At 61.0% G+C, this 24386-nt stretch carries 21 protein-coding genes; 15 read left to right on the top strand and 6 right to left on the bottom strand.

Translation table 11 applies throughout. From position 1 onward, the window contains the following. Positions 1 to 20: 20 nt before the first annotated feature. The 3 genes from lspA to SBC1_RS03625 form a co-directional block, all read right to left on the bottom strand. Positions 21 to 527 carry a signal peptidase II gene (lspA, locus tag SBC1_RS03615; protein WP_165086994.1) on the bottom strand — a complete coding sequence of 169 codons (507 nt, stop codon included), beginning with the start codon at positions 525 to 527 and terminating at the stop codon, positions 21 to 23. Beyond that, positions 527 to 3361, bottom strand: coding sequence for an isoleucine--tRNA ligase (gene ileS / locus SBC1_RS03620; protein WP_165086996.1), 2835 nt, complete (start codon positions 3359 to 3361; stop codon positions 527 to 529). The genes lspA and ileS overlap by 1 nt, the downstream gene beginning before the upstream one ends. Positions 3362 to 3513: 152 nt before the next feature. Then, complete coding sequence (locus tag SBC1_RS03625; protein WP_165086999.1) at positions 3514 to 4503, bottom strand: bifunctional riboflavin kinase/FAD synthetase; 990 nt, start codon at positions 4501 to 4503, stop codon at positions 3514 to 3516. Between the two features lie 201 nt (positions 4504 to 4704). Between SBC1_RS03625 and purN the strand changes: the two genes are divergently transcribed. The 15 genes from purN (at position 4705) to hutG (ending at position 21643) form a co-directional block, all read left to right on the top strand. Next, positions 4705 to 5355, top strand: coding sequence for a phosphoribosylglycinamide formyltransferase (gene purN, locus SBC1_RS03630; protein ID WP_165087002.1), 651 nt, complete (start codon positions 4705 to 4707; stop codon positions 5353 to 5355). Further along, a complete protein-coding gene (locus SBC1_RS03635) occupies positions 5352 to 6665 on the top strand; it encodes an RsmB/NOP family class I SAM-dependent RNA methyltransferase (RefSeq protein WP_165087004.1) in 1314 nt (437 codons plus the stop codon). Before purN ends, SBC1_RS03635 begins: the two co-directional genes overlap by 4 nt. A gap of 282 nt (positions 6666 to 6947) precedes the next feature. After that, positions 6948 to 8144 carry an acyl-CoA desaturase gene (locus SBC1_RS03640; RefSeq protein WP_165087007.1) on the top strand — a complete coding sequence of 399 codons (1197 nt, stop codon included), beginning with the start codon at positions 6948 to 6950 and terminating at the stop codon, positions 8142 to 8144. Between the two features lie 149 nt (positions 8145 to 8293). Beyond that, positions 8294 to 9424: a quinolinate synthase NadA gene (gene nadA, locus SBC1_RS03645; protein WP_165988793.1), complete on the top strand. Its 1131-nt coding sequence runs from the start codon at positions 8294 to 8296 to the stop codon at positions 9422 to 9424. Continuing rightward, positions 9424 to 10326: a carboxylating nicotinate-nucleotide diphosphorylase gene (gene nadC / locus SBC1_RS03650; protein WP_165987336.1), complete on the top strand. Its 903-nt coding sequence runs from the start codon at positions 9424 to 9426 to the stop codon at positions 10324 to 10326. The genes nadA and nadC overlap by 1 nt, the downstream gene beginning before the upstream one ends. Before the next feature lie 432 nt (positions 10327 to 10758). Beyond that, complete coding sequence (locus SBC1_RS03655) at positions 10759 to 11625, top strand: transporter substrate-binding domain-containing protein (protein ID WP_165087012.1); 867 nt, start codon at positions 10759 to 10761, stop codon at positions 11623 to 11625. Positions 11626 to 11708: 83 nt separating this feature from the next. Beyond that, positions 11709 to 12431, top strand: a complete 723-nt coding sequence (locus tag SBC1_RS03660; RefSeq protein WP_165987338.1) for an ABC transporter permease — start codon at positions 11709 to 11711, stop codon at positions 12429 to 12431. A gap of 40 nt (positions 12432 to 12471) precedes the next feature. After that, positions 12472 to 13242, top strand: coding sequence for an ABC transporter permease (locus SBC1_RS03665; protein ID WP_165987340.1), 771 nt, complete (start codon positions 12472 to 12474; stop codon positions 13240 to 13242). Between the two features lie 19 nt (positions 13243 to 13261). After that, on the top strand, positions 13262 to 14053 hold the full coding sequence (locus tag SBC1_RS03670; protein WP_165987342.1) for an ABC transporter ATP-binding protein: 792 nt from the start codon (positions 13262 to 13264) through the stop codon (positions 14051 to 14053). 115 nt (positions 14054 to 14168) lie between these two features. Continuing rightward, positions 14169 to 15650, top strand: a complete 1482-nt coding sequence (gene hutH / locus SBC1_RS03675) for a histidine ammonia-lyase (protein WP_165988795.1) — start codon at positions 14169 to 14171, stop codon at positions 15648 to 15650. Between the two features lie 279 nt (positions 15651 to 15929). After that, positions 15930 to 17612 carry a urocanate hydratase gene (gene hutU, locus SBC1_RS03680; protein WP_165087020.1) on the top strand — a complete coding sequence of 561 codons (1683 nt, stop codon included), beginning with the start codon at positions 15930 to 15932 and terminating at the stop codon, positions 17610 to 17612. 1 nt (position 17613) lies between these two features. Next, positions 17614 to 18204, top strand: a complete 591-nt coding sequence (locus SBC1_RS03685) for a HutD family protein (RefSeq protein WP_165987344.1) — start codon at positions 17614 to 17616, stop codon at positions 18202 to 18204. Further along, on the top strand, positions 18197 to 19432 hold the full coding sequence (hutI, locus tag SBC1_RS03690; protein ID WP_165987346.1) for an imidazolonepropionase: 1236 nt from the start codon (positions 18197 to 18199) through the stop codon (positions 19430 to 19432). Before SBC1_RS03685 ends, hutI begins: the two co-directional genes overlap by 8 nt. A gap of 12 nt (positions 19433 to 19444) precedes the next feature. After that, positions 19445 to 20830, top strand: a complete 1386-nt coding sequence (locus tag SBC1_RS03695; protein WP_165987348.1) for a formimidoylglutamate deiminase — start codon at positions 19445 to 19447, stop codon at positions 20828 to 20830. Positions 20831 to 20842: 12 nt separating this feature from the next. Then, entirely contained in the window at positions 20843 to 21643 is an 801-nt protein-coding gene (hutG, locus tag SBC1_RS03700) for an N-formylglutamate deformylase (protein WP_165987349.1), read from the top strand. 168 nt (positions 21644 to 21811) lie between these two features. Here hutG and nadB read toward each other — a convergent pair whose 3' ends face one another. From nadB to rpmB, 3 genes are all read right to left on the bottom strand, one after another. Continuing rightward, positions 21812 to 23410, bottom strand: coding sequence for an L-aspartate oxidase (gene nadB / locus SBC1_RS03705; protein WP_165987351.1), 1599 nt, complete (start codon positions 23408 to 23410; stop codon positions 21812 to 21814). 275 nt (positions 23411 to 23685) lie between these two features. After that, positions 23686 to 23853 carry a 50S ribosomal protein L33 gene (gene rpmG, locus SBC1_RS03710; protein ID WP_006478046.1) on the bottom strand — a complete coding sequence of 56 codons (168 nt, stop codon included), beginning with the start codon at positions 23851 to 23853 and terminating at the stop codon, positions 23686 to 23688. Between the two features lie 11 nt (positions 23854 to 23864). After that, positions 23865 to 24098 (bottom strand): 50S ribosomal protein L28, encoded by a 234-nt coding sequence (rpmB, locus tag SBC1_RS03715; protein ID WP_165087032.1) that lies wholly within the window; start codon positions 24096 to 24098, stop codon positions 23865 to 23867. Between the last annotated feature and the right edge of the window lie 288 nt (positions 24099 to 24386).

The following is a 24386-nucleotide window of genomic DNA, read 5'->3' on the forward strand; positions in this document are numbered from 1 at the left end:
ACGGCTCAGCCGCACAACGACTACTTTGCGCCGCGCACGCGCCGCAGCTCGTCGAAAACGAGTAGCACGGCGCCAATGGTGATCGCGCTGTCGGCGAGGTTAAACGCCGGCCAGTGCCACGTATTGACGTGGAAATCCAAAAAATCGATCACGTGGCCATACGCAATCCGGTCGATCACATTGCCGATCGCGCCGCCCATGATCAGCGCCAGCGCCGTGCAGAACAGCCGCTGCGTGCCGTGACGTTTCAGCAAGTAGCAGATCACGATAGCCGCGACCACGCCGAGCGCCGTGAAACCCCAGCGTTGCCAGCCGCCGGCAGTGGCGAGAAAGCTGAACGCCGCGCCGCGGTTGTAGATCAGGAACAGGTTGAAGAATGGCGTGAGCGCGTGCGGTTCGCCGTAGGTGAACACGCGGGCGACAGCGATCTTCGACAACTGGTCGAAGAGAATCACGATCAACGCCACGCCCAGCCACGGCGCGAGTGAACCGCTGCTTTGACTTTGTTTCGACATCGTTCTTGCCATTATGCTGCGCTCCGCGTTTCGCCGTTGCCGAAGAGATTGGTGATGCATCGGCCGCACAATCCAGGATGTTCCGCCGATGCTCCCACGTCTGCACAATAGTGCCAGCAGCGTTCGCATTTCAGATACGTCGATGCAATCACGTCGACGCCTTCTTCCGCTTCGCTCGCTACCTTCACCACCCGCGCCGCCGATGTGATCAGCACGAAGCTGAGGTCATCGCCGAGACTGGTCAACGCGTTATATCGCGCGCCGCTCGCCCGTACATCCACTTCAGCTTGCAGCGACGAACCGATCAAATTGGCCGTGCGCGCTTCTTCCAGCGCCTTCGTGACGTCACTGCGCGCCGAGCGGATCAGGGTCCACTTGTCGAGCAGTTCACCGGCCTCGGGCACTTGCGGATAGGTGTGATACACCTCGGTGAAAATGGTATCGCGGCCAGGTTGCAGCACCTTGTAAGCCTCTTCCGCCGTGAACGACAGATACGGCGCGACCAGCCGCAGCAAACCATGCGCGATGTGATACAGCACCGTCTGCGCCGCGCGGCGTTCGCGCGAATCGGGCTTCATGGTGTAGAGCCGATCCTTCAGCACGTCCAGATAGAAACCGCCGAGGTCTTCTGAGCAGAACGTCGCAAGCTTCGATACAACCGGATGGAACTCGAATTTCTCGTAATGCGCGAGGACATCGTCTTGCAGGTTTTGCGCAAGGGCGACGGCGTATTTATCCATTTCGAGCCAGTCTTCCACCGGACGCGCGTGCTTCTCGAAGTCGAAATCGGAGAGATTGGAAAGCAGGAAACGCAACGTATTGCGAATCCGCCTATACGTCTCCGTCACGCGCTTCAGGATCTCTTCCGAGATCGCGAGTTCGCCCGAATAATCCGTCGATGCAATCCACAGGCGGATGATTTCCGCGCCCAGCCGGTTCGACACTTCATGCGGATCGATGCCGTTGCCGAGCGACTTCGACATCTTGCGGCCTTCGCCATCAACCGTGAAGCCGTGCGTGAGCAGCGCGTTGTATGGCGGGCGGCCGTCGAGCATGGAGGCGGTGAGCAGCGACGAATGGAACCATCCGCGATGCTGGTCCGAGCCTTCCAGATATAGATCCGCCGGGAATTGCAGCGAATCGTTGTGCGAGCCGCGCAGCACGTGCCAGTGCGTCGTGCCTGAGTCGAACCACACGTCGAGCGTGTCGCGATTCTTCTCGTACATGTTGGCTTCGCTGCCGAGCAGTTCCGCCGGATCGAGCGTTTGCCACGCTTCAATGCCGCTCACTTCCACGCGCTTGGCCACTTCCTCAAGCAATTCCAGCGTACGCGGATGCAGCTCGCCGGTTTCCTTGTGGACGAAGAACGCCATTGGCACGCCCCATTGACGTTGCCGCGACAGCGTCCAGTCGGGCCGGTTCGCGATCATGCTATACAGACGCTGCTTGCCCCACGACGGGAAGAACGCGGTGTTCTCGATCCCTTCCAGCGCGGTTTCGCGCAGCGTGCGCGATGTATCGTTGGGCTTCACGTCCATGCCGGCGAACCACTGCGACGTTGCTCGATAGATGATCGGCGTCTTGTGGCGCCAGCAGTGCATGTAGCTGTGCTTGTAGTGCTCGGTTTTGAGCAGCGAATGTGCGCCGCGCAAGGCTTCCACGATCTGGTCGTTGGCTTCCCAGATCGACAGTCCGCCGAACAGCGGCAACGACTCGATATAACGCCCATCGCCCATGACCGGGTTGATGATGTCGGAGTCGGTCATGCCATGCGCCTTGCACGACACGAAGTCTTCCACGCCATACGCCGGCGATGAATGCACGATCCCCGTGCCGCTTTCGGTCGTCACATAGTCGCCGAGATACACGGGCGCCGTACGTTTATAGCCAGGGTGCGCCGCGCTCAGCGGATGATGAAAACGCAAGCCGCTCAACTTCTCGCCCGTCGTGGTCGCGATGGTCGAACCTGTGAGGTCGTACTGCTTCAGGCATTCTTCCACGCGATCTTCCGCGAGGATCAGCAGGCCCTTCTCCGTATTGACGAGGCTATACGTGATCTCCGGATGCACATTGAGCGCCTGGTTCGCGGGGATGGTCCATGGGGTCGTCGTCCAGATCACGATGCCGCCTTCCTGCTTCGGCAGCGTGTTCAGGCCGAACGCCTGCGCGGTCTTTTCCGGCTCGGCGAAAGTGAACAACACGTCGATAGTCGGATCAACCTTGTCCTGATACTCGACCTCAGCTTCAGCCAACGCCGATCCGCAGTCGAAACACCAGTTCACAGGCTTCAGCCCGCGATACACATAACCCTTCTCGAGAATCTTCCCCAGCGCGCGGATTTCGCCTGCTTCGTTGGTGAAATTCATCGTCTTGTACGGGTTGTCCCAGTCGCCGAGCACACCGAGCCGACGAAAGCCGAGCTTCTGTTTTTCGATCTGCGCGCTCGCGTAGGTGCGTGCTTTTTCCATCACTTCGCGCGCCGGCAGCGACTTGCCGAACTGCTTCTCGATCTGGATTTCGATCGGCATGCCATGGCAATCCCAGCCGGGGACATAGACCGCGTCGAAGCCCGCCAGATTGCGTGCTTTCACGATCATGTCTTTCAGGATCTTGTTCACCGCGTGGCCAAGATGGATGTCGCCGTTCGCATACGGCGGGCCGTCATGCAGGATGAACTTCTTGCGGCCCTTGCTGGCGGCGCGGATTTTTTCGTAGATCTTGTTGTCCTGCCATTCCTTCACCCATTGCGGCTCGCGCTTGGGCAAGTCACCCCGCATGGGGAACGGCGTATCCAGCAGATTGACTGGATATTTCGACTGGGGCTTGGCTTCTTTCTTGTTGCTCATGGATAACTCGATATCTGTTCGGTGAAGCGGCGGTGAGGCGGCGGTTCCAAGCGGGCAAGCTCGGGAACGGGCTCGAAGGTGCGTGTCTAGCGAGGCAGCGGGCAGCGCGTCGGGGGCTTTTATCGGAAATCTAAGCACCCGGCGCCACGCGCTCACCTAATTCGGTCGGTGGCCGAGGTGGCGAAACCGCTGTCGCGGCCACTGGAGTTCACGTCTGCAGCGAAATAGGCGCGCGCATTGGTCACGTCGCGCGCGATGGCTGCCGTCAGGGTTTCGAGGTCCACGTATTTTTCCTCGTCGCGCAGCTTTTTCAGGAATTCAATACGCACCAGCTTGCCGTACGCGTCGCCATGCCAGTCGAGCACGAAGGTTTCGAGCAGCACGCGGCCGGAATCGTCTACGGTCGGGCGCAGTCCGAGACTCGCCACACCCGGCAGCGGCTCGGGTCCGAGTCCATGCACGCGCACGACGAAGATTCCTGCGAGCGCCGGCCGCTTGTGGGCGATCGGCATGTTGAGCGTGGGAAAGCCGAGATCGCGGCCGAGTTTTTGCCCGTGGACCACGTGGCCGCTGATCACATAGGGGCGGCCGAGTGCGAGGCGGGCGGCATCGAGATCACCGGCTACCAGCGACGCCCGCACACCCGAACTCGAAATGCGCGCGCCGTTCAAGTCCGCGACCGTTGCCATTTGTTCCACTTCGAAGCCGTGTCTGCCTCCGGCTTCCTGTAGCGATTCGAAATCGCCGGCGCGTTTTGTGCCATAGCGGAAGTCGTCGCCAATCATCACCCAGCGCGCGTGCAGGCCGTTCACGATCACGTTTTCGACGAACGTATCCGGCGGCTGACTGGCAAAGGTGTGATTGAAATGTTCCACCACGACGCGATCCACGCCGTTTGTGCGCAGCGCTTCCAGCTTGTCGCGCAGCATGGCGATGCGGGGCGGCGCGCCAGCGGGATTGAAGAATTCGCGGGGATGCGGCTCGAAGGTCATCACGCAGACCGGCAGGCCGCGGGCGTCCGCGGCGGCGCGCACGTGGGCGAGCAGCGCCTGATGGCCACGGTGGACACCGTCGAAATTGCCGATGGTCAGCGCACAGGGCGCGCGGCTTTCGGCATTGGGTAGGCCGCGAAAGACTCTCACGATATCGGTTGGGTCGGCGGTTGGCGGTTAAATGGGCTAATGCACGGGCTTATACAGTCATGCAGGGCTGATGCAGCGCGAGGCTGGCAAAGCCGCAAAGCGTTCGATTATAAACGCTCACAGCACAGGACGGAGGCCGGGCCCACTGCGGGCCGGGCGGATTCGCCGGGTTTTGACGGCGTCGAATGATAAAATCCGCGGATGAAAAAAATCGTCATCCTGATTTCCGGGCGGGGAACCAATATGGAAACCGTCGTGCGGGCTTGCGCGCGCGAAGGCTGGCCGGCGCTGGTGGCCGCCGTCATATCGAATCGTCCAGACGCCGCCGGGCTTGCGTTCGCGGCGGCAAATGGCATTTCGGCAACTGTTGTAGATCACCGTGATTTCACCACGCGTGACGCCTTCGATCAGGCGCTTGCACGCGTAATCGACGGCTTCGAGCCGGATCTCGTCGTGCTCGCAGGCTTCATGCGCGTACTGACCGACGCTTTCGTCGAGCACTATGCGGGCCGCATGCTCAATATTCACCCGTCGCTGCTGCCGTGCTTTCCGGGCCTCAAAACCCACCAGCAAGCGCTCGATGCCGGCGTGCGAGTGCACGGCGCAAGCGTCCATTTTGTCACGCCGACGCTGGATCATGGTCCTATCGTCGCGCAGGCGGCGGTGCCGGTCATGGCCGGCGACGACGCCGCCGCGCTCGCTTCGCGGGTGCTGGCAGTCGAACACATTATTTACCCACGCGCGGTGCGCTGGTTCGTCGAAGGGCGTCTTGCCATCGACGGCGAGCGTGTCGTGCTCACGCCACCAGAGCCGCAATGGCTCTTTGCCGACATTGCCGGGGAGGGCGTATGAGGCTTCATGGATTTTTGATAGGACAAACAGAGACGTTGCTGGCGGACGTTTTACGCTTCAGCGGCCCAGCCGACGCGGCCACCAGCCGCTTTTTCCGAGCGCATCCGAAGCTCGGCCACAACGAGCGCGGTGTTATCGCCGAAGCGGTGTTCGCCGTCCTGCGCCGCAAGATGGAGTTTTCGCATCTTGCCGAAAGCGGCAGCGGCAACCTCGCGCGGCGTCTCGCCTTGCTGGGCCTGATGCAGACGGCGGGGCTATCGGCGGTGAAGCCCTTCATTTCCGCCGATGAATACCAGTGGCTCAACCAGGTGTCAAAGATCGATCCGGCCAGCTTGCCGGTGCGCGTGCGGACCAATTTGCCGCAGTGGATCTACGACGCCATGACGAAGCGTTTCGATACCGACGAGCTGGCCCTGCTCGCCGCGGCGCTGAATTACCCGGCGCCGCTAGATCTGCGTGCGAACCCGATCAAGGCCACGCGCGAACTGGTCATCAAGACGCTGACCGAAGCGGGTATTGATGCAGGCGAAATGCCGTTTGCACCGTTTGGCGTGCGCGTGGACGGCAAGCCGGCATTGACGCGCCTGCAACCGTTCCAGGACGGCTGGATCGAGGTGCAGGACGAAGGCAGCCAGCTTTTGTGCTCGCTGGTCGCGCCCCGGCGCGGCGAGATGATCGTCGATTTTTGCGCAGGCGCAGGCGGCAAGACGCTGGCGCTCGGCGCAATGATGCGCTCCACAGGCCGTTTGTACGCCTTCGACGTATCCGACCGCCGGCTCGCCAAACTTAAGCCACGCCTTGCTCGCAGCGGTTTGTCGAATGTTAATCCGGTGCTGATCGACAGCGAACACGACGCCAAGATCAAGCGCCTCGCGGGTAAGATCGACCGCGTTCTCGTTGACGCTCCGTGTTCCGGCCTCGGGACGTTGCGCCGTAATCCGGACCTGAAATGGCGCCAGTCGCCGGAATCGGTATCGGAATTGACGCCGAAGCAGTTGTCCATCCTGACCAGCGCAGCGCGGCTGGTGAAAGTGGGCGGCCGTCTCGTCTACGCAACATGCAGCATGCTGGAAGCGGAAAACGAGGGCGTGGTCAACCAGTTCCTCGCCACGCATCCGGGGTTCAAGCTGGTTCCGGCGCGCGAGGTGCTGGCTGAACAACGCATTGACCTCGACACGGGCGACTACCTGCAACTTTGGCCGCACAAGCATGGCACGGACGGTTTCTTCGCCGCCGTACTCGAACGGTTGCCCGTCGCTGCAAAAGAAGCCGTAGCTGAGGAAGCCGCTGAGGAAGCGCCAGAGGAATAAGCAAGATTTGCTCGCTTTGGCCGGTGGAATCGGGAAGCGATCCCCGGCCAAAGCTTTCAAAAGCGGGAAATTCGTGTTTACCGCACTAAACAGCAACGCGATTTGGCGGTTAAATTTCTGGTTGACCCCGCGCGAAATCAAAATTTTCCCTAATCGACACAAAGACTTGGAACGCATGACGTAAAATGCCGTCGAACCACGTGCATATTCCTTTCATGCACCCAACAGCCGTCGATCCTGTTTTCGTTCGGCTAATTTTTTCCGCCTTTCAGGTAAATTGCCTTGCTGAATTCATCGCTTGAATTTCTCGCCAACGGATTGCTCAACCTTTCGTGGTGGCAGATCTTGGTGTTCACTCTCGTGATGACGCACATCACGATCATCGGCGTGACCGTCTATTTGCATCGCTGCCAGGCGCACCGTGCGCTGGAGCTGCATCCGGTTGTCAGCCACTTTTTCCGCTTCTGGCTCTGGGCCACGACCGGCATGCTGACCGGCCAATGGGCCGCGATTCACCGCAAGCACCACGCTAAATGCGAGACCGAAGAAGATCCGCATAGCCCGCAAACGCGCGGCATCTGGAAAGTCTTGCTCGAAGGCGCTGAACTTTATCGTTCGGAAGCCAAGAATGAAGAAACCATGCGCAAGTTCGGTCACGGCACGCCGAATGACTGGATGGAACGCAACGTCTACACGCGCTACCCCATTCTCGGCATCAGCATCATGATGGTCATCGACGTTGCGCTGTTCGGCCTGCTCGGGCTGACGGTCTGGGCCGTGCAAATGATCTGGATTCCGTTCTGGGCAGCCGGCGTGGTCAACGGACTCGCGCACTGGTGGGGTTACCGGAACTTCAATTCCGCTGACGCCAGCACGAACATTTTCCCGCTCGGCATCCTGATCGGCGGCGAAGAACTGCATAACAATCATCACACGTATGCCACGTCGGCGAAGCTGTCCAACAAGTGGTATGAATTCGATATCGGCTGGATGTACATCCGCATCATGTCGGCGTTCAAGCTGGCCAAGGTCAAGAAGATCGCGCCCACGCCGCGTCTGTCGGCGTCCAAGCCGGTGCTCGATCACGACACGTTGCAAGCCGTGCTGTCGAACCGCTATGAAGTGATGGCGCGTTACGGCAAGGCGCTCAAGCGCGCTTACCGGCAGGAATTGTCGAAGCTCAAGGAAGGCGGGTCCGCGGACAAGTACCAACTGATGCGCGGCGCCCGTAAATGGGCGCACAAGGAAGAGGCGGGTCTGGATGAGCCGCAACGCCAGCAACTCCCGGCGCTTTTCTCCGACAACCACAAGCTGCGCACGTATATTGAATTGCGTCAGGATTTGTCGGCCATGTGGGACCGTTCCAATGCGTCGCGTGAGCAACTGCTCGCGCAACTGCAGGACTGGTGTCATCGGGCAGAACAAAGCGGAATCAAGGCGCTGCAGGACTTTGCGTCACGCCTGCGACGCTACGCCTGACGGCAGCCACCCCGCCGACCTTCGTCATCAATATCCGTTAAAATTTGATGACGTCACAAGACCCCGCTTTGGCGGGGTTTTTTCGTTTTGGGACGTAGCATGCGCAACGTATGCACGACGTATTCATGAGACACGGAGACGAGGAAGCGATGGAGCAGGCGATTAAAAGCGTCGAGTATGACCGGCCGCAGGGACTGACGTGCGGCATCGGCCAGGCGTGGGCGAAAGTGCCGGACGCCCCGTCACGCGAGGAAAAGCGCGAGTTGAAGGAGCGCATTCGGGCGTTGCTCGTACGCGAGAAAGCGGTGTTGGTCGCGCATTATTATGTTGATGCCGAGTTGCAGGAACTCGCCGATGAAACCGGTGGTTGCGTGGCGGATTCGCTGGAAATGGCGCGTTTCGGGCGCGATCACGCGGCCCAGACGCTGATCGTGGCGGGCGTTCGTTTTATGGGCGAGACGGCGAAAATCCTCAGCCCCGAAAAGCGCGTGCTGATGCCTGATCTCGATGCGACCTGTTCCCTCGATCTCGGTTGCCCCGCCGACGAGTTTTCCGCTTTCTGCGATGCGCATCCCGACCGCACGGTCGTGGTGTACGCGAACACCAGCGCTGCCGTGAAGGCGCGGGCGGACTGGATGGTGACATCGTCGATCGGGCTGGAGATTGTTGCGGATCTGCACGCGCGTGGTGAAAAGATCCTTTGGGCGCCCGACCGGCATCTGGGCGGTTATATCCAGAAGAAAACCGGTGCCGACATGCTGTCGTGGCAGGGTTCGTGTCTTGTCCACGATGAGTTCAAGGGCATCGAACTCGATCTGCTGCGCGCCGAGTATCCCGACGCAAAAATCCTCGTTCATCCGGAATCGCCGGAAGCGGTGGTCGCGTTGGCTGACGTCGTGGGTTCCACCACGCAGTTGATCGACGCGGCGGTGAGGCTTGATGCGAAGCGGTTTATCGTCGCGACCGATCTCGGGATTCTGCACAAGATGCGGCTCGCGGCGCCGGACAAGGAGTTTATCGAAGCGCCGACGGCCGGGAACAGCGCAACCTGCAAGAGTTGCGCACATTGCCCGTGGATGGCGATGAACGGTCTGGCGAACCTGGCGGCCGTGCTGGAGCGCGGCCACAACGAAATTTTCGTCGATCCGCAGATCGCAGCGCGTGCACGGCTGCCGATCGACCGCATGCTCGATTTCGCCGCTCGTCACAAGAAGCGCGTGCAGGCGAGCGGTGATTTGGCGAAGGATGTTTCGTTGTTTTCAAACGTAGGAGCGGCGTAATGGTGGCGAAGGCGGCGACGGTGGCGAGTCAGTTGGTTTCTCCCTTGCTTGAAGAAATCCGGGCGTTGTACGGCGACGCGTTCGATCAGGCCCTTCAGCGCAATGTTACCGATGCGCTGGCGGAAGACATCGGCGATGGCGACCGGACCGGGCTTCTCGTGCCCGCCGGCGTGCGGCGTACCGCGCGCATTACGGTTCGGGAAGAGGCGGTGTTGTGCGGTGTTCCATGGTTCGAGGCGGTGATGCGCCAAGTGGATGAATCGATTCGCGTGGAGTGGCTGTATCGCGAAGGGGCGCGGATGATCGCGAATACGCCCGTGGTTATCCTGCATGGGCCGGCGCGCGCGCTGTTGACCGCGGAGCGCAACGGACTGAATTTTCTGCAGATGTTGTCGGGAGTGGCGACCGCGACGCGCCGTTTTGTGGATGCGATTGAAGGGACGCGGGCACGGATTCTCGACACGCGCAAGACCTTGCCCGGTTTGCGCCTGGCGCAGAAGTACGCGGTGCGGGTGGGCGGCGGCGCGAATCAGCGGCTGGCGCTTTACGACGGCATTTTGATCAAGGAAAACCACATTGCCGCCGCGGGCGGCGTGGGTGCGGCCATGGATGCGGCGCTCGCGCTGAATGTCGGGGTGCCGATCCAGATTGAAGTGGAGACGCTCGAACAGCTTGAAACGGCGCTGGCGCATCGGGCAGAGTCGATCCTGCTCGATAATTTCACCTTCGATGCCATGCGCGATGCCGTGCGGCTGACTGGCGGTCGAGCAGGGCTCGAAGTGTCAGGCGGCGTGAACTTCGACACCGTGAGGACGATTGCCGAGACAGGCGTGGACCGGATTTCCATCGGCGCACTGACGAAAGATGTACGAGCCACAGATTATTCGATGCGGCTTGAATAAAAGAGGACCGCGAGGGCAGCGGCGGCGGGTTTCGGGCGTGACGCCCGGTTGCTGATTTCAGGCTTGGTGGTCTGCCTGAAAACAGCAACCCCGCACCGACCCTGACCATCAAGCCCCGAACCACCCGCGACCTGGCAGTGCCCCGAGCCGCCGCCATCCGAGCAGCAGCCATTCGGCATCCTGTCCCCTCATCGTGTCTAGACAACTTTGCTGGACTTTATAAAAAATAGAACGATCGCTCGTCAAACTCCCCGCATCCACCGTAGTAAAGCCCTCGTAAGCCTTACCCACCAAGCCAGTCAGTATTTTCCCTAACTTCCCCTGCTTGGGCGAAAAAAACGTTGCCAGTCCTTTTTGTTCACTCCATGCTTGTATATACAAGTTGGCGTTCGCCACTTGGTCCAACAACCTTCGTGGAAGAGTGGCTCAACAATGACAGGCAAAACGAAATTGCTCGCCCGGCTGGCTGCATCGGTGGCCGTTGGTGTAATCGCTCTCGGCGCTGCCAGCGCCCAGGCAAAAGACTGGAAATCCGTCACGATCGCCACTGAGGGCGCGTACGAACCGTGGAACCTGACGCTTCCCGGCGGCAAGCTCGGCGGCTTCGAGCCGGAGCTGATCGAGAACGTCTGCGCCCGCATCAAGATCCAGTGCAACCTGGTCACGCAAGACTGGGACGGCATGATCGCCGGCCTGCAAGCGGGCAAGTTCGACGTGCTCATGGACGCCATCTCGGTCACGCCGGAACGCGAAAAAATCATCGCTTTCTCGACGCCGTACGCATCGACGCCCGCCGCTTTCGTGTCCGCCGATCAAAGCCCGTCCGCGCTCGCGAAGCAGCCCGGCGCAGGCCAGACCGTCAAGTTGACCGGTGACCCCGCCCACGACAAAGCCACCGTCGATGCACTGCGCGTCGCGCTGAAGGGCAAGACCATCGGCATTCAGTCGGGCACGGTCTACACCAAGTTCATCGATACGAACTTCAAGGACGTCGCGACCATTCGCGAATACAAGACCGCGCCGGAGCATGACCTCGATCTGGTCGCAGGCCGCATTGACGTCGCTTTCGACGACAGCACCTACTGGGCTTCCGCCTTTACCAAGCCGGAAAACAAGGGTCTCGCGTTCACCGGCCCGAAGATCGCCGGAACGGTCTGGGGTCCGGGCGAAGCGCTGGCATTCCGTCAGTCCGACAAGGACCTGAAGGCGAAATTCGACCAGGGCATCCAGGCGGCACTCGCCGACGGCACGGTCAAGCGCCTTTCACTGAAGTGGCTGAAGGTCGACGCAACGCCTTGAGGCGTAGCTGATTCAAGAAGCGCTGGCGAGCGCACTCCTGTAAGCGGGTGCGCTCGACGATGTGTCACCGTTGGAGATAAAAGATGAGTCTGATTCAACTACTCGGCTTCGGCGAGCAAGGGTGGGGCAGAACCTTGCTGCTCGCGCTGCTCATGACCGTGGTGCTGACGATCGCCGCGCTCGCCGTAGGCGCAGTTTTCGGTGCAATGGTTGCGGCCGCGAAACTGTCGCGCAGCCGCACGCTAAGAATTCTCGGCGATGCCTACACCACGCTCTTTCGCGGCATCCCCGAGCTGCTGATCATCTATCTCTTCTACTTCGGCGGCTCCTCGGTGATGACCGCTGTTGGCCACTTTTTTGGTGCCGATGGCTTCATCGGCGTACCGCCTTTTATGGTTGGCGCACTCGCCATCGGCCTGATTTCCGGATCGTATCAAGCTGAGGTGTATCGCTCGGCCGTGCTGGCGGTGTCGCGTGGCGAGATCGAGGCGGCGCGGGCCATCGGCATGTCGACGGCAACGTTATGGCGGCGCGTGCTGATTCCGCAAGTCATACGTTTTGCGTTGCCGGGCATCGGCAACGTCTGGCAATTGAGCCTCAAGGACTCAGCGTTGATCGCAGTGACGGGACTCGCCGAACTGATGCGTACGAGCCAGATCGCAGCCGGATCGACTCATCAATACTTCACGTTTTATATGGTTGGCGGGGCACTGTACCTGGTCCTGACGAGCCTGTCGAACCGCGTCTTCGACCGCGCCGAAGCGCGTATCGGCCGATCATTTCGCGGCACGCTCGCGCGCCACTGAGCCACTGAGCCACTAGTACGTTCCCATAGCGATTCCGACCATGAACATCGATTTCGAATTTCTCGGCGATACGTTGTCGAAACTGTTAGCCGCTGTCCCCACCACGCTCGGATTGTTCTTCGCCTCGCTGATCGTGGGCGGGATGCTTTCTCTTGTGATTGTCGCGATGCGGGTGAGCCCGAACTGGGCGCTCAACCGTTTTGCACGTGGATACATTCTGGTGTTCCGCGGCTCGCCGCTGCTGATCCAGATGTTCCTTGTCTATTACGGCCTCGGTCAGTTCCCGGCTGTGCGCGAGAGCTTCCTCTGGCCGCTGCTGCGCGTGCCGTATGTGTGCGCGATCGTCTCGCTCGCGTTGTGCACGGCCGGATATACCGCCGAGATCATTCGCGGCGGTCTGCAGTCGGTGCCGCACGGGCAGATTGAAGCGGCGCTCGCGGTTGGCATGTCGCGCTGGACCGTGTTGCGCCGGATCATTGCGCCGATCACGCTGCGTTACGCGTTGCCGGCGTACTCGACCGAAGCCGTGCTGCTCGTCAAGTCGACGGCGCTGGCCAGTCTTGTCACGGTATGGGATGTGACTGGTGTCGCGCAGCAGATCATTCAGCGGACCTACCGGACGATGGAAGTTTTCATCTGCGCGGCTGCTATCTACCTCGTGCTGAATTTCATCATCGTGCGCGCGCTGGGCATGCTCGAAAAGAAGCTCTCGCCGCACCTGCGCGATCGCAACGCTACCGCGCCGAAGAAGCGTTCGCAGCCCACGCTCAAAGTGGCGACCGTCCCCGACGGCCAGCACATCGATTCCTGAATCCAAGGGAGAAAACCTCATGAACGTAAGCAACTCCATTGCGTTGTCCGCGACCAACATCCATAAGTCTTTCGGCGACGCGCACGTGCTCAAGGGCATTTCCCTCGACGCGCACGAAGGCGATGTGATCTCGATCCTCGGCGCCAGCGGTTCCGGCAAAAGCACCTTCCTGCGCTGTATCAACATGCTGGAAACGCCCGACGACGGCGAAGTGAAACTGGCGGGCGAAGCGATCGAAATGAAGCGTGGCCGCGATGGCCGCCTGCAGCCAGGCAACCGCAAACAGGTGGACCGGATTCGTTCGCAGCTCGGCATGGTGTTCCAGAGTTTCAACCTCTGGTCGCACATGACGGTGATGCAGAACGTGATCGAGGGACCGTTGCGCGTGCAAAAGCGCACGCGTGCGGAGTGCGTCGAAGAAGCGGAGCAGTTGCTGACGAAGGTTGGTCTTTACGAAAAGCGCGATGCGTATCCCGCGCATTTGTCGGGCGGGCAGCAACAGCGTGTAGCCATTGCGCGCGCGTTGGCGATGCACCCCAAGGTCATGCTCTTCGATGAACCCACGTCCGCGCTCGATCCGGAACTGGTCGGTGAAGTATTGCGCGTGATGCGCGCGCTCGCCGAGGAAGGCCGGACCATGCTGGTCGTCACGCATGAGATGGGGTTCGCGCGGCGCGTATCGAATCGCGTGATGTTCCTGCATCAGGGACAAGTCGACGCCGAAGGAGCGCCCGACGACCTGTTCAACGGCCGCTGCTCGGAACGATTCCAGCAGTTCGTATCGAGTCATCATTCCCGTACTGCTAACTAAATGAAGCGAGGTTGACGTGCTTGCCAGTTCCGTTTTACCGACGCCATCGATTGATCCTATTGTCATTGGCGCGGACTTGAGTGACGGCCGTGCCGAGGAGCGCTCGCCGTCTGCAGTGTGTATCGACAAGCCGCTTGACTGGCGTGGCATCGCGCAGATCGCGAATGGGGCGAAGCTGGTTTTATCGCCGGGAGTGCGCTCGCGGATCGACCATGCGCGGGCGCTGGTCGAGCAGATCGTGGAGCGCCGGATTCGCGCGTATGGCGTGAACACCGGCGTAGGCGCGCTGTGCGACGTGGTCGTTTCGCCGTCGGAACAGCGCGCGTTGTCGCGCAATATCCTGATGAGTCACGCAGTCGGCGTGGGCGAGCCGCTGCGGCGTGAGGAGACGCGCGCGATTATCGCGGCTGCCGTGAACAATTTCGCGCACGGGCATTCCGGCGTGCGCCTTGAACTCGTGGAGCTGCTCGTCACGTTGCTCGACAGCGGCGCCATACCCGAAGTGCCTGCGTTCGGCTCGGTTGGTTACCTGAGCCATATGGCGCATATCGCGCTGGTGTTGATTGGCGAGGGGTTTGTCCGCGACGACACGGGCCGTATCAGCGCCGCCGGCGCACTGCAGCGCCTCGCGCGCGAACCGCTCGTGCTCGAGGCGAAAGAGGGCTTGAGCGTGGTCAACGGCACGCCTTGTGTGACTGGGCTTGCCTCGTTGGCGCTGGCCCGCACCGAGCGGCTGCTGGAATGGGCCGACACCATTTCGGCGATGTCTTTCGAGAACCTGCGCGGTCAGGCGGCGGCCTTCGATGCCGACTCGCTCGCGCTGCGCATATCGCCGGGATTGTCGTTGGTGGGCGCGCATCTGCGGGCGCTTCTTGCTGACAGCGGCATCATCGCGGCGTCGTTCGGACGCAAGACGCAGGACCCCTTGAGCTTGCGGACCATTCCCCACGTGCACGGCGCGGCGCGCGATGTGTTCGCGACGACGGCGGAAGTGGTCAATCGCGAGCTGGCTTCGGTCACCGATAACCCCGTCGTCTCGGGCACGCTCGCCTCGCCGCGGGTGTTTTCGCAGGCGCATGCGGTGGGCGCGTCTATCGGCCTGGCGATGGATAGCCTGAGTACCGCGGTGGCTGAGGTCGCCGCGATGGCCGAGCGGCGTATCGACCGGCTGGTGAACCCGCTGGTGAGCGGTTTGCCCGCTTTTCTCGCCGATAGCGGCGGCACGTGTTCCGGCTTCATGATCGCGCAATACACGGCGGCTTCGCTGGTCGCTCACAACCGCCGCCTTGCGATGCCCGCGAGCCTGGATGGGGGGATTACCTCCGGCTTGCAGGAGGATCACCTGTGCCACGCTACGCCGGCTGCTTTGAAAGCGCTGGAAATTATCGCCAATGCCGAGCGCATATTTGCGATCGAGTTGCTGGCGGCGACTCAGGCGTATGACTTGCAACCGGCCGACGTGTCGCGAGCGCCTAAAACCGACGCAATTTATCGAAGCGTCCGTGCCGTTATCTCGCGATACCGGGACGACCGGCCATTGGCAGGCGATATTGCCGCAGCCAGTGCGTTCGTCCACGAGGCAAACCCCGAGTTTTAACTGCGTCGGTCTTGTATAGACAGATTGCGCGCGGTCCATTGCCACCGATTCCGCCGTTTTTATGCGGAATCGACGCCGCCGCCCGGTTTATACCGGGCCTCCCAACCCGTCCAAGTAAACCCCTACCTGAATCGTCCGCACACCGCTTGCGCTTCGATTTATTTTGATTCAGACTTGTATATACAACTCGCCGACCAAGCTCCATCGCTGCGTGAAACGCCCCGAGGAATTGGCTGCAAGATACCGAATGTTCACCATCCCCGTCCGAGGAGTGCTTTGATGAAAAACCACAACCCGCGTCCCCTGCGCGCACCGCGCGGCACCGAGCTTACGTGCAAGAGCTGGCTCACCGAAGCACCTTATCGGATGCTGCTGAACAACCTCGATCCGGAGGTTGCAGAGAACCCCGACAAGCTGGTGGTCTATGGCGGTATAGGCCGCGCTGCCCGCAACTGGGAATGCCTCGATAAAATCCTCGAAACGCTGCAGCGCCTGGAAAGCGACGAATCGCTGCTGGTTCAGTCCGGCAAGCCGGTCGGCGTGTTCAAGACGCACGCGGACGCGCCGCGCGTGTTGATCGCGAACTCCAACCTCGTGCCGAAATGGGCGACGTGGGAACACTTCAACGAACTCGACCGCAAGGGCCTGTTCATGTACGGCCAGATGACGGCCGGAAGCTGGATCTACATCGGCAGCCAGGGAATCGTGCAGGGTACGTACGAAACCTTCGTCGAAGCCGCGCGGCAGCACTTTAACGGCGACTGGAAGGGCCGCTGGATCCTGACCGCGGGCTTGGGCGGCATGGGCGGTGCGCAGCCTCTGGCAGCGACGCTGGCGGGAGCGGTATCGCTGAATATCGAATGCGATCAGACGCGTATTGATTTCCGTCTGCGCACGCGTTACGTCGATAAACAAGCGAAGGACATCGATCACGCGCTTGAACTCGTCAAGCAGCACACCGCCGCCGGCGATGCTGTGTCGATCGCGTTGCTGGGCAACGCCGCCGAAGTGCTGCCGGAACTCGTGCGCCGCGCCAAGGCGGGCGGGATCAAGCCGGATCTGGTCACCGATCAAACCTCGTCGCACGACCTGATCAATGGTTATCTGCCGGCTGGCTGGAGCCTCGAAAAGTGGCGCGCGGCATCGCAGGATGAATCCCAGCACGCTGAACTGAAGGCCGCAGCGCAACGCTCGTGCGCCCAACACGTCCAGGCGATGCTCGATTTCCACGCAATGGGCATTCACGCCGTCGATTACGGCAACAACTTGCGTCAAGTCGCTTTCGACGACGGCGTCAAGAACGCGTTCGATTTTCCCGGCTTCGTTCCAGCGTATATCCGTCCGTTGTTTTGCGAAGGCAAGGGTCCGTTCCGCTGGGTCGCGTTGTCAGGCGATCCGGAAGATATCTACAAGACCGACGCCAAGCTGAAAGAGCTGTTCCCGCACAACGCAGGCATGAACCGCTGGCTCGACATGGCGCGCGATCGCATCGCGTTCCAGGGTTTGCCGGCGCGGATTTGCTGGCTGGGCTTAGGCGAGCGTCACGTCGCCGGTCTCGCGTTCAATGAAATGGTCAAGAGCGGTGAGCTGAAAGCGCCGATCGTGATCGGCCGCGATCACCTGGATACGGGTTCGGTTGCCAGCCCGAATCGCGAAACGGAAAGCATGAAGGACGGTACGGATGCAGTCTCCGACTGGCCGTTGCTCAACGCGTTGTTGAACACCGCCGGCGGCGCGACGTGGGTCAGCCTGCATCATGGCGGCGGCGTTGGCATGGGCTACTCGCAACACGCAGGCATGGTGATCGTTGCAGACGGCACCGATGCAGCCCAGAAGCGTCTTGCGCGCGTGCTGGTGAACGACTGCGCGTCGGGCGTGATGCGTCATGGCGATGCCGGTTATGAGCAAGCCATTGAATGCGCGAAGAACTTCGGCCTCGATCTGCCGTTCATCACGACCTGATATGTCGTCCGCCTTTAACGTCATTCGTGCGGCCGATTTGAAGGCCGTGCCGTGGAAGAACGGCGGCGGCGCGACGCGCGAGATTGCCGCGTCGCCGCCGGGCGCCGCCTTCGATGCCTTCGACTGGCGCGTGAGCGTCGCGGATGTATCGGAGGCGGGGGCGTTTTCGGTGTTCGAGGGCATTGACCGCGTGCTGACGTTGATCGAGGGCGCAGAGATGGTGCTCACCGATGCAGACGGTCCGCGGCATGTGCTCGCGCGCTGGGATTCGCTCGCGTTCGCGGGTGAATCGAGGATCACGGCAGAATTGCCGCACGGTCCGACACGCGATTTCAACCTGATGTTGAGGCGGGATCGTGTATCGGGAAGTGCGGCGGTGCGGCGTGACGCTGCAGCGTTGAGCGTAGAGCAGGGCAGCGTTGTGCTGGTCTGCGCGCTCGGTGAGTTTGCAGTTGATGGCGAGCATTTGTCTCAAGGCGATGCGCTTGTTTTCGAGGCCCACGAACATGCTTTGTTGAACGTCGAACCGCGCTCGGAAGGCGCGGTTCTCATCGACGCCCGTATTGTTTCAAAGGATCGCCGACATGACTGATAACAGCGTGCAAGTCTGGCGCAATGCACGTCTTGCTGCGCGTGCTGATCCGGCAGATGTGCTTGAAAATGCGGCGATTGTCGTGCGCAACGAGCGCATTGAATGGTTCGGCGCTGAGGCTGAAATACCGTCCGCATTTGCCAACGCCGCAAGTCACGATCTGGAAGGGCGTCTTGTGACGCCGGGTCTTGTCGATTGCCACACGCATCTCGTCTACGCCGGAAACCGTGCCGAAGAATTCGCGATGCGGCTTGAGGGGGCGAGTTACGAAGACATCGCGAAACGCGGCGGCGGCATTGTCTCGACGGTGCGTAACACGCGTGCCGCGAGCGAGGACGAATTGTTCACGCAGTCGCTGCGTCGGCTCGACGCGTTACTCGCCGAAGGCGTCACCGCGCTGGAAATCAAATCAGGTTACGGGCTGGACCTTCCGACCGAACGCAAGATGCTGCGCGTCGCGCGGCGGCTCGCGGCGGCGCGACCGGTGACCATCTCCACGACGTTCCTCGGCGCGCATGCGTTGCCGCCGGAATACGCAGGCCGTGCCGATGACTACATCGCCCATGTCTGCGACGAGATGTTGCCGACGCTCGCGGCAGAAGGTCTTGTCGATGCCGTCGATGTGTTCTGCGAGCGTATTGCGTTCACGCTTGAACAAGCGGAGCGCGTGTTCAACGCGGCATCGAAATTGAATCTGCCCGTGAAAATGCACGCCGAGCAGTTGTCGCTGATGGGCGGCGCGGCGCTGGCGGCGAAGCATCATGCGCTATCCGCCGATCACCTCGAATTCCTCGACGAAGCCGGCGCAATCGCGATGCGCGAAGCCGGCACGGTTGCCGTGCTGTTGCCCGGCGCGTTTTATTTCATCCGCGAAAAACAGTTGCCGCCGATCGACTTGCTGCGTCGCCATGGCGTGCCCATAGCGCTGGCCACCGATAGCAATCCTGGGACATCGCCGAGTACGTCGCTGCTGCTGATGCTTAACATGGGTTGCACGCTGTTCCGTTTGTCGGTGGCGGAAGTGCTCGCGGGCGTGACGCGTCACGGCGCGAAAGCGCTCGGTCACGCCGAGGTGAACGGCGAGATCAGCGTTGGCGCGAAGGCGGATTTTGTTGCGTGGGATATCGACTCGCTGGCCGAGTTGGCGTATTGGACCGGTCTCGATCGATGCGCGCTGGTCATACGCCACGGCGCCGTGACCGTGGATAAACGGAAGAAGCAGAACTAAGCGGATCATTCCATGACTCGAAATAGCTTGTTTGCCGAGCACGCGCGTTTGCAAGATGGCTGGCGTCGCGACGTGCTGCTGGAATGGGACGATCACGGTACCTTGATCGCCGTCACGCCGGACAGCACGCAGCCGGCGAGCGTGAATAAAGCCCGAGGCCCGATGCTCGCCGGCATGCCGAATCTTCACTCGCATGCGTTCCAGCGCGCGATGGCGGGGCTCACCGAATATCGCGCGAATCCTACCGACAGCTTCTGGAGCTGGCGCGACCTGATGTACCGGTTTGCCGCACGCATTTCCCCGGACAGCATTGGCGATATCGCGCGCTGGCTTTATATCGAAATGTTGAAGGCGGGCTACACGTCGGTCTGCGAGTTCCACTACGTGCATCACGCGCCGGACGGTGAGCCCTACGCGAATCCCGCTGAAATGGCCGCTCGCGTGGTTGATGCCGCAGCGCAAACCGGCATCGGCATGACAATGTTGCCCGTGCTTTATCAATATGGCGGCTTCGGCGAGCGTGAGCCAACGGCCGGCCAGGCGCGGTTTGTCCACACGCCGGAAAGCTTACTCGATGCCCTCATTTCATTGCGTTCGGCGCAGCCCGAAAACGGCAACCTGCGATACGGCGTGGCGCCGCATTCGCTGCGTGCTGTATCGAAGGAATCGCTGGGCCGTTTGCTCAGCGGACTCGACAGCGCTTTTCCAGGTGCGCCGGTGCATATCCACATAGCCGAGCAGACGGCTGAAGTCGATGCGTGTCTCGAGACGCTGAACGCGCGGCCCGTGCGCTGGCTGCTCGACAACTTCGACGTGACCGAACGCTGGTGCCTCGTGCACGCCACGCACGTCGACGAAGACGAAGTCCGCGAAATGGCCGCAAGTGGCGCCATTGCGGGTCTTTGCCTGACAACCGAAGCTAATCTCGGCGATGGCATTTTCCCCGCGCATGCGTATCTGAATGACGGGGGACGCTTCGGGCTTGGCTCGGACAGCCATATCGCCGTCGACTGGCGCTCGGAACTGCGCTTGCTCGAATACGGGCAACGGCTGACGCGACGCGAGCGCAACGTGCTGGCATCGAACGAACAGGCGCACGTCGCCGACCGTCTCTTCGATGCCGCCGTACAAGGCGGCGCCTGCGCTACCGGTCGCGCGGTCGGCGCGCTCGAAGTGGGGCGCCGGGCGGATTTCATCGTGCTCGATCCCGATCATCCAGCCATTGCCGGACATGCGCCCGACGCGTGGTTATCGGGCGTGGTGTTTTGCGAACACGGTGAGACGCCAGTGCTGGATGTAAGCGTTGGCGGGCACGTTGTGGTCGAGTCGCGCCGGCATCGCGATGAAGGAGCGTCATTCGGGAAGTATCGAAACACGCTGGCCGGATTGCTTAAATAAAGGACGTAGCCTGTGACCGATCAAGTTTTTACCTTGAAGCGTGGCACTGCGCCGCTGCTGATTTCGATTCCCCATGCCGGCACGCAGATTCCCGCCGACATAGCCGCCTCCATGACGCCGATCGCCCGTGAAGTCGACGACACTGACTGGCATCTGGAGCGTCTCTACGCGTTCGCGGAGGAGATGGGCGCGTCGATCCTCGTGCCCGCGAATTCGCGTTACGTGATCGACTTGAACCGTCCGCCCGATGGCGCGAATCTCTATCCGGGACGCGATACAACAGGCCTGTGTCCCGTCGATACTTTCAACAGCGAACCGTTGTATCCCGCAGGCGGTGCGCCTTCGGATATGCAGATTGCCGATCGTCGCGAGAAGTATTGGCAGCCGTACCACGATGCATTGGCCGAAGAACTGGCGCGTTTGAAAGCCACGCATGGCAAAGCGCTGCTGTGGGAAGCGCATTCCATTCGTTCGCACGTCCCGCGTTTCTTCGATGGCAAGCTTACCGACTTCAACTTCGGCACGGCGGGTGGGGAAAGCGCGGCCGCGGGTCTTGCGGAAAAGCTCGAGGCGATAGTGGTCGGGCAGGGCGCATACACGGCTGTGGCTAACGGGCGCTTCAAGGGCGGCTACATCACCCGACACTACGGCGCGCCGCAGGACGGCATTCACGCGGTGCAGCTGGAGTTGTCGCAGGTGACTTATATGGAAGAGACGCGGCCGTACGCATACGACGAAGCCCGTGCCGCAAGGGTCGCGCCGTTGATGCGGAATCTGGTTCAGTGCGCGCTGGATGCGGTCCGTTTAGCGTGACCGGGTGTTGCCGGAAAGTTGGGACAATATAACTCCGCTTTCCGACGGTTCTTCAATGCCGATTTCGAGCCGTCCATTGCTCCAGGGCAGAAACGAAAAAGCCATTCCAGCTCGTGCTGGAATGGCTTTTTCGCTTTCTACCGCAACGTATTCCGCGATTTTTCCCGTTCAAATCTCCCGACGCCTCACTGCCGGCGGTGTCAATACAGTCGGCAGCGCTTTTGACAACGTCTCCGGCCAGTCACGGCTGAAGTGCAAGCCGCGGCTCTCGCGCCGTGAGCACGCGCTTTCCACAATCAGCGAAGCGACATCAACAAGGTTACGCAATTCGAGCAGGTCGCGGCTCACCTTGAAGTTCGCGTAGTACTCGTGGATCTCGTCACGAAGCAGCGTCAGCCTATGCTGGGCGCGCGCAAGCCGTTTATCGGTACGCACAATGCCTACGTAATTCCACATCAGCCGCCGCAACTCGTCCCAGTTGTGCGCGACCACGACTTCCTCGTCCGGATCGGAGACGCGGCTTTCATCCCAGGCGGGCAACGGTGCATGGCCGCTCGCCGCGAAGCCGTCCTTTTCCATGGCTTGCGCCGCTGCACGCCCGACCACCAGGCATTCGAGCAGAGAGTTGCTTGCCAGCCGGTTCGCCCCGTGCAGCCCTGTGCACGAGGTTTCACCCACGGCATAAAGGCCCACGCGATCCGTGCGGCCGGCCAGGTCGGTGACCACGCCTCCGCACGTGTAATGCGCGGCCGGCACCACGGGAATAGGCTGTTTCGTGATATCGATACCGAACTCGCGGCAGCGTGCAAGAATGGTGGGGAAGTGCTCTTGAAGGAACGCTTCCGGCTGATGGCTGATGTCGAGATACACGCAGTCAATACCGCGCTTCTTGATTTCGAAGTCGATCGCCCGGGCGACTATATCGCGGGGGGCGAGTTCAGCGCGTTCGTCGTGAGCGGGCATGAACCGCGTGCCGTCGGGCAGGCGCAGGATGCCGCCTTCGCCACGTACTGCTTCTGAAATCAGGAAGGACTTCGCGTACGGATGGAACAGGCAAGTCGGATGGAACTGGATGAACTCCATGTTCGATACCCGGCAGCCGGCGCGCCACGCCATTGCAATACCATCGCCGGTCGCCGTATCCGGATTGGTGGTGTACAGATACACCTTGCCGGCGCCCCCGGTCGCGAGCACGGTATGCGGCGCCTCGATGGTGACCGTACGTCCGCTGGCAAGATCGAGGGCATAAAGCCCATGACAGCGATGCCCGGGCAACCCGAGTCGCTCAGATGTGATCAGGTCGATGGCGTAGTGATCTTCGAGGACCGTGATATTCGGATGATTGCGCACGCGCTCGTTGAGCGTGGTGACTACGGCGTGACCGGTTGCATCGGCGGCATGAATGATTCGTCGATGGCTGTGTCCGCCTTCACGCGTCAGATGAAAGCCGAGCTCGGCGGACAGATCCTTCGTGAACGGCACACCTTCGTTGATCAGCCATTCGATGGCCGCACGCCCGTTTTCCACGATGAACCGCGTAGCGGCCTCATCGCACAAGCCGCCGCCTGCGATCAACGTGTCGCGAACGTGGTTGTCGATACAGTCGGCCGAGTCGAGCACGGCCGCAATGCCACCCTGGGCCCAGTCGCTGGCGCCTTCGCTTACGCTGCGTTTGGCGAGGATGGCAACGCGCCGCGTGTCCGCCAGATTCAGCGCCACGCTCAAGCCTGCCAGCCCGCTGCCGATGATTGCCACGTCGAAATTCATCCCGCCACGTCTCCGTCAATTTTGTTCGCTGTGACTTTCGGGACTCACGCCGGTGGCATGGGAGAAAGCCTGGTCGGTAAGGATAACGCGTCGCACGCTACGCGACTACTTGGCCGTTCGGTCAGTAGGGCGAACAGAGTGCGCGCAAGCTCGTGCGGATGGACTGCCAAAGGAGTGTGAAGGGGACTAAAGCCGGGGGCTAAAGCGGGGCGCCAAAGCAAAAAGCCTCGCGTGAGCGAGGCTTTTCGTGATGCTGGAGCGAAAGAGACCGGATCTTATTTGATCTTGGTTTCTTTGTATTCAACGTGCTTGCGGACAACGGGATCAAACTTCTTGATCGCCATCTTTTCCGGCATGTTGCGCTTGTTCTTCGTGGTCGTGTAGAAGTGACCCGTTCCTGCGGTCGATTCCAACTTGATCTTGTCGCGTGCGCCCTTGGCCATGTTCGTGCTCCTTAGACTTCGCCACGTGCGCGCAAATCTGCGAGCACGGAGTCAATGCCGTTTTTATCGATCAGGCGAAGGCCGGCGTTCGTGAGACGCAGACGAACCCAGCGGTTTTCGCTTTCAACGAAGAAGCGGCGATTTTGCAGATTGGGCAGGAAACGACGCTTGGTGCGGTTGTTCGCATGGGAAACGTTGTTGCCGCTCATCGGCCCCTTCCCGGTTACTTGGCATACACGTGCCATGAGAGCACTCCTAATACGCTTTAATTCTGAGTTCGAACGCCAAGTACACTTTGGACCGCTACGGGCTACCGGAGAGGCTTGCCCGAAATGACTGCGTACGCTCGGAACAGGTTGGTTGAAAGAAGCAAACCGAGATTCTAACCGCAAAAAACCAGCAAAATCAACTCTTTTTGGTGCCGGACGAGGTATCCGGCTATCCGGTCCGACGCAGGTTTCATGCGTTTTTCTGCTCACGAAGCCTGATCAGGCGTGGTTTTGCCATCTTTTGCGGCCGGCTGGCTATTAAAT

The sequence above is a fragment of the Caballeronia sp. SBC1 genome (assembly GCF_011493005.1).
GTDB lineage: Bacteria > Pseudomonadota > Gammaproteobacteria > Burkholderiales > Burkholderiaceae > Caballeronia.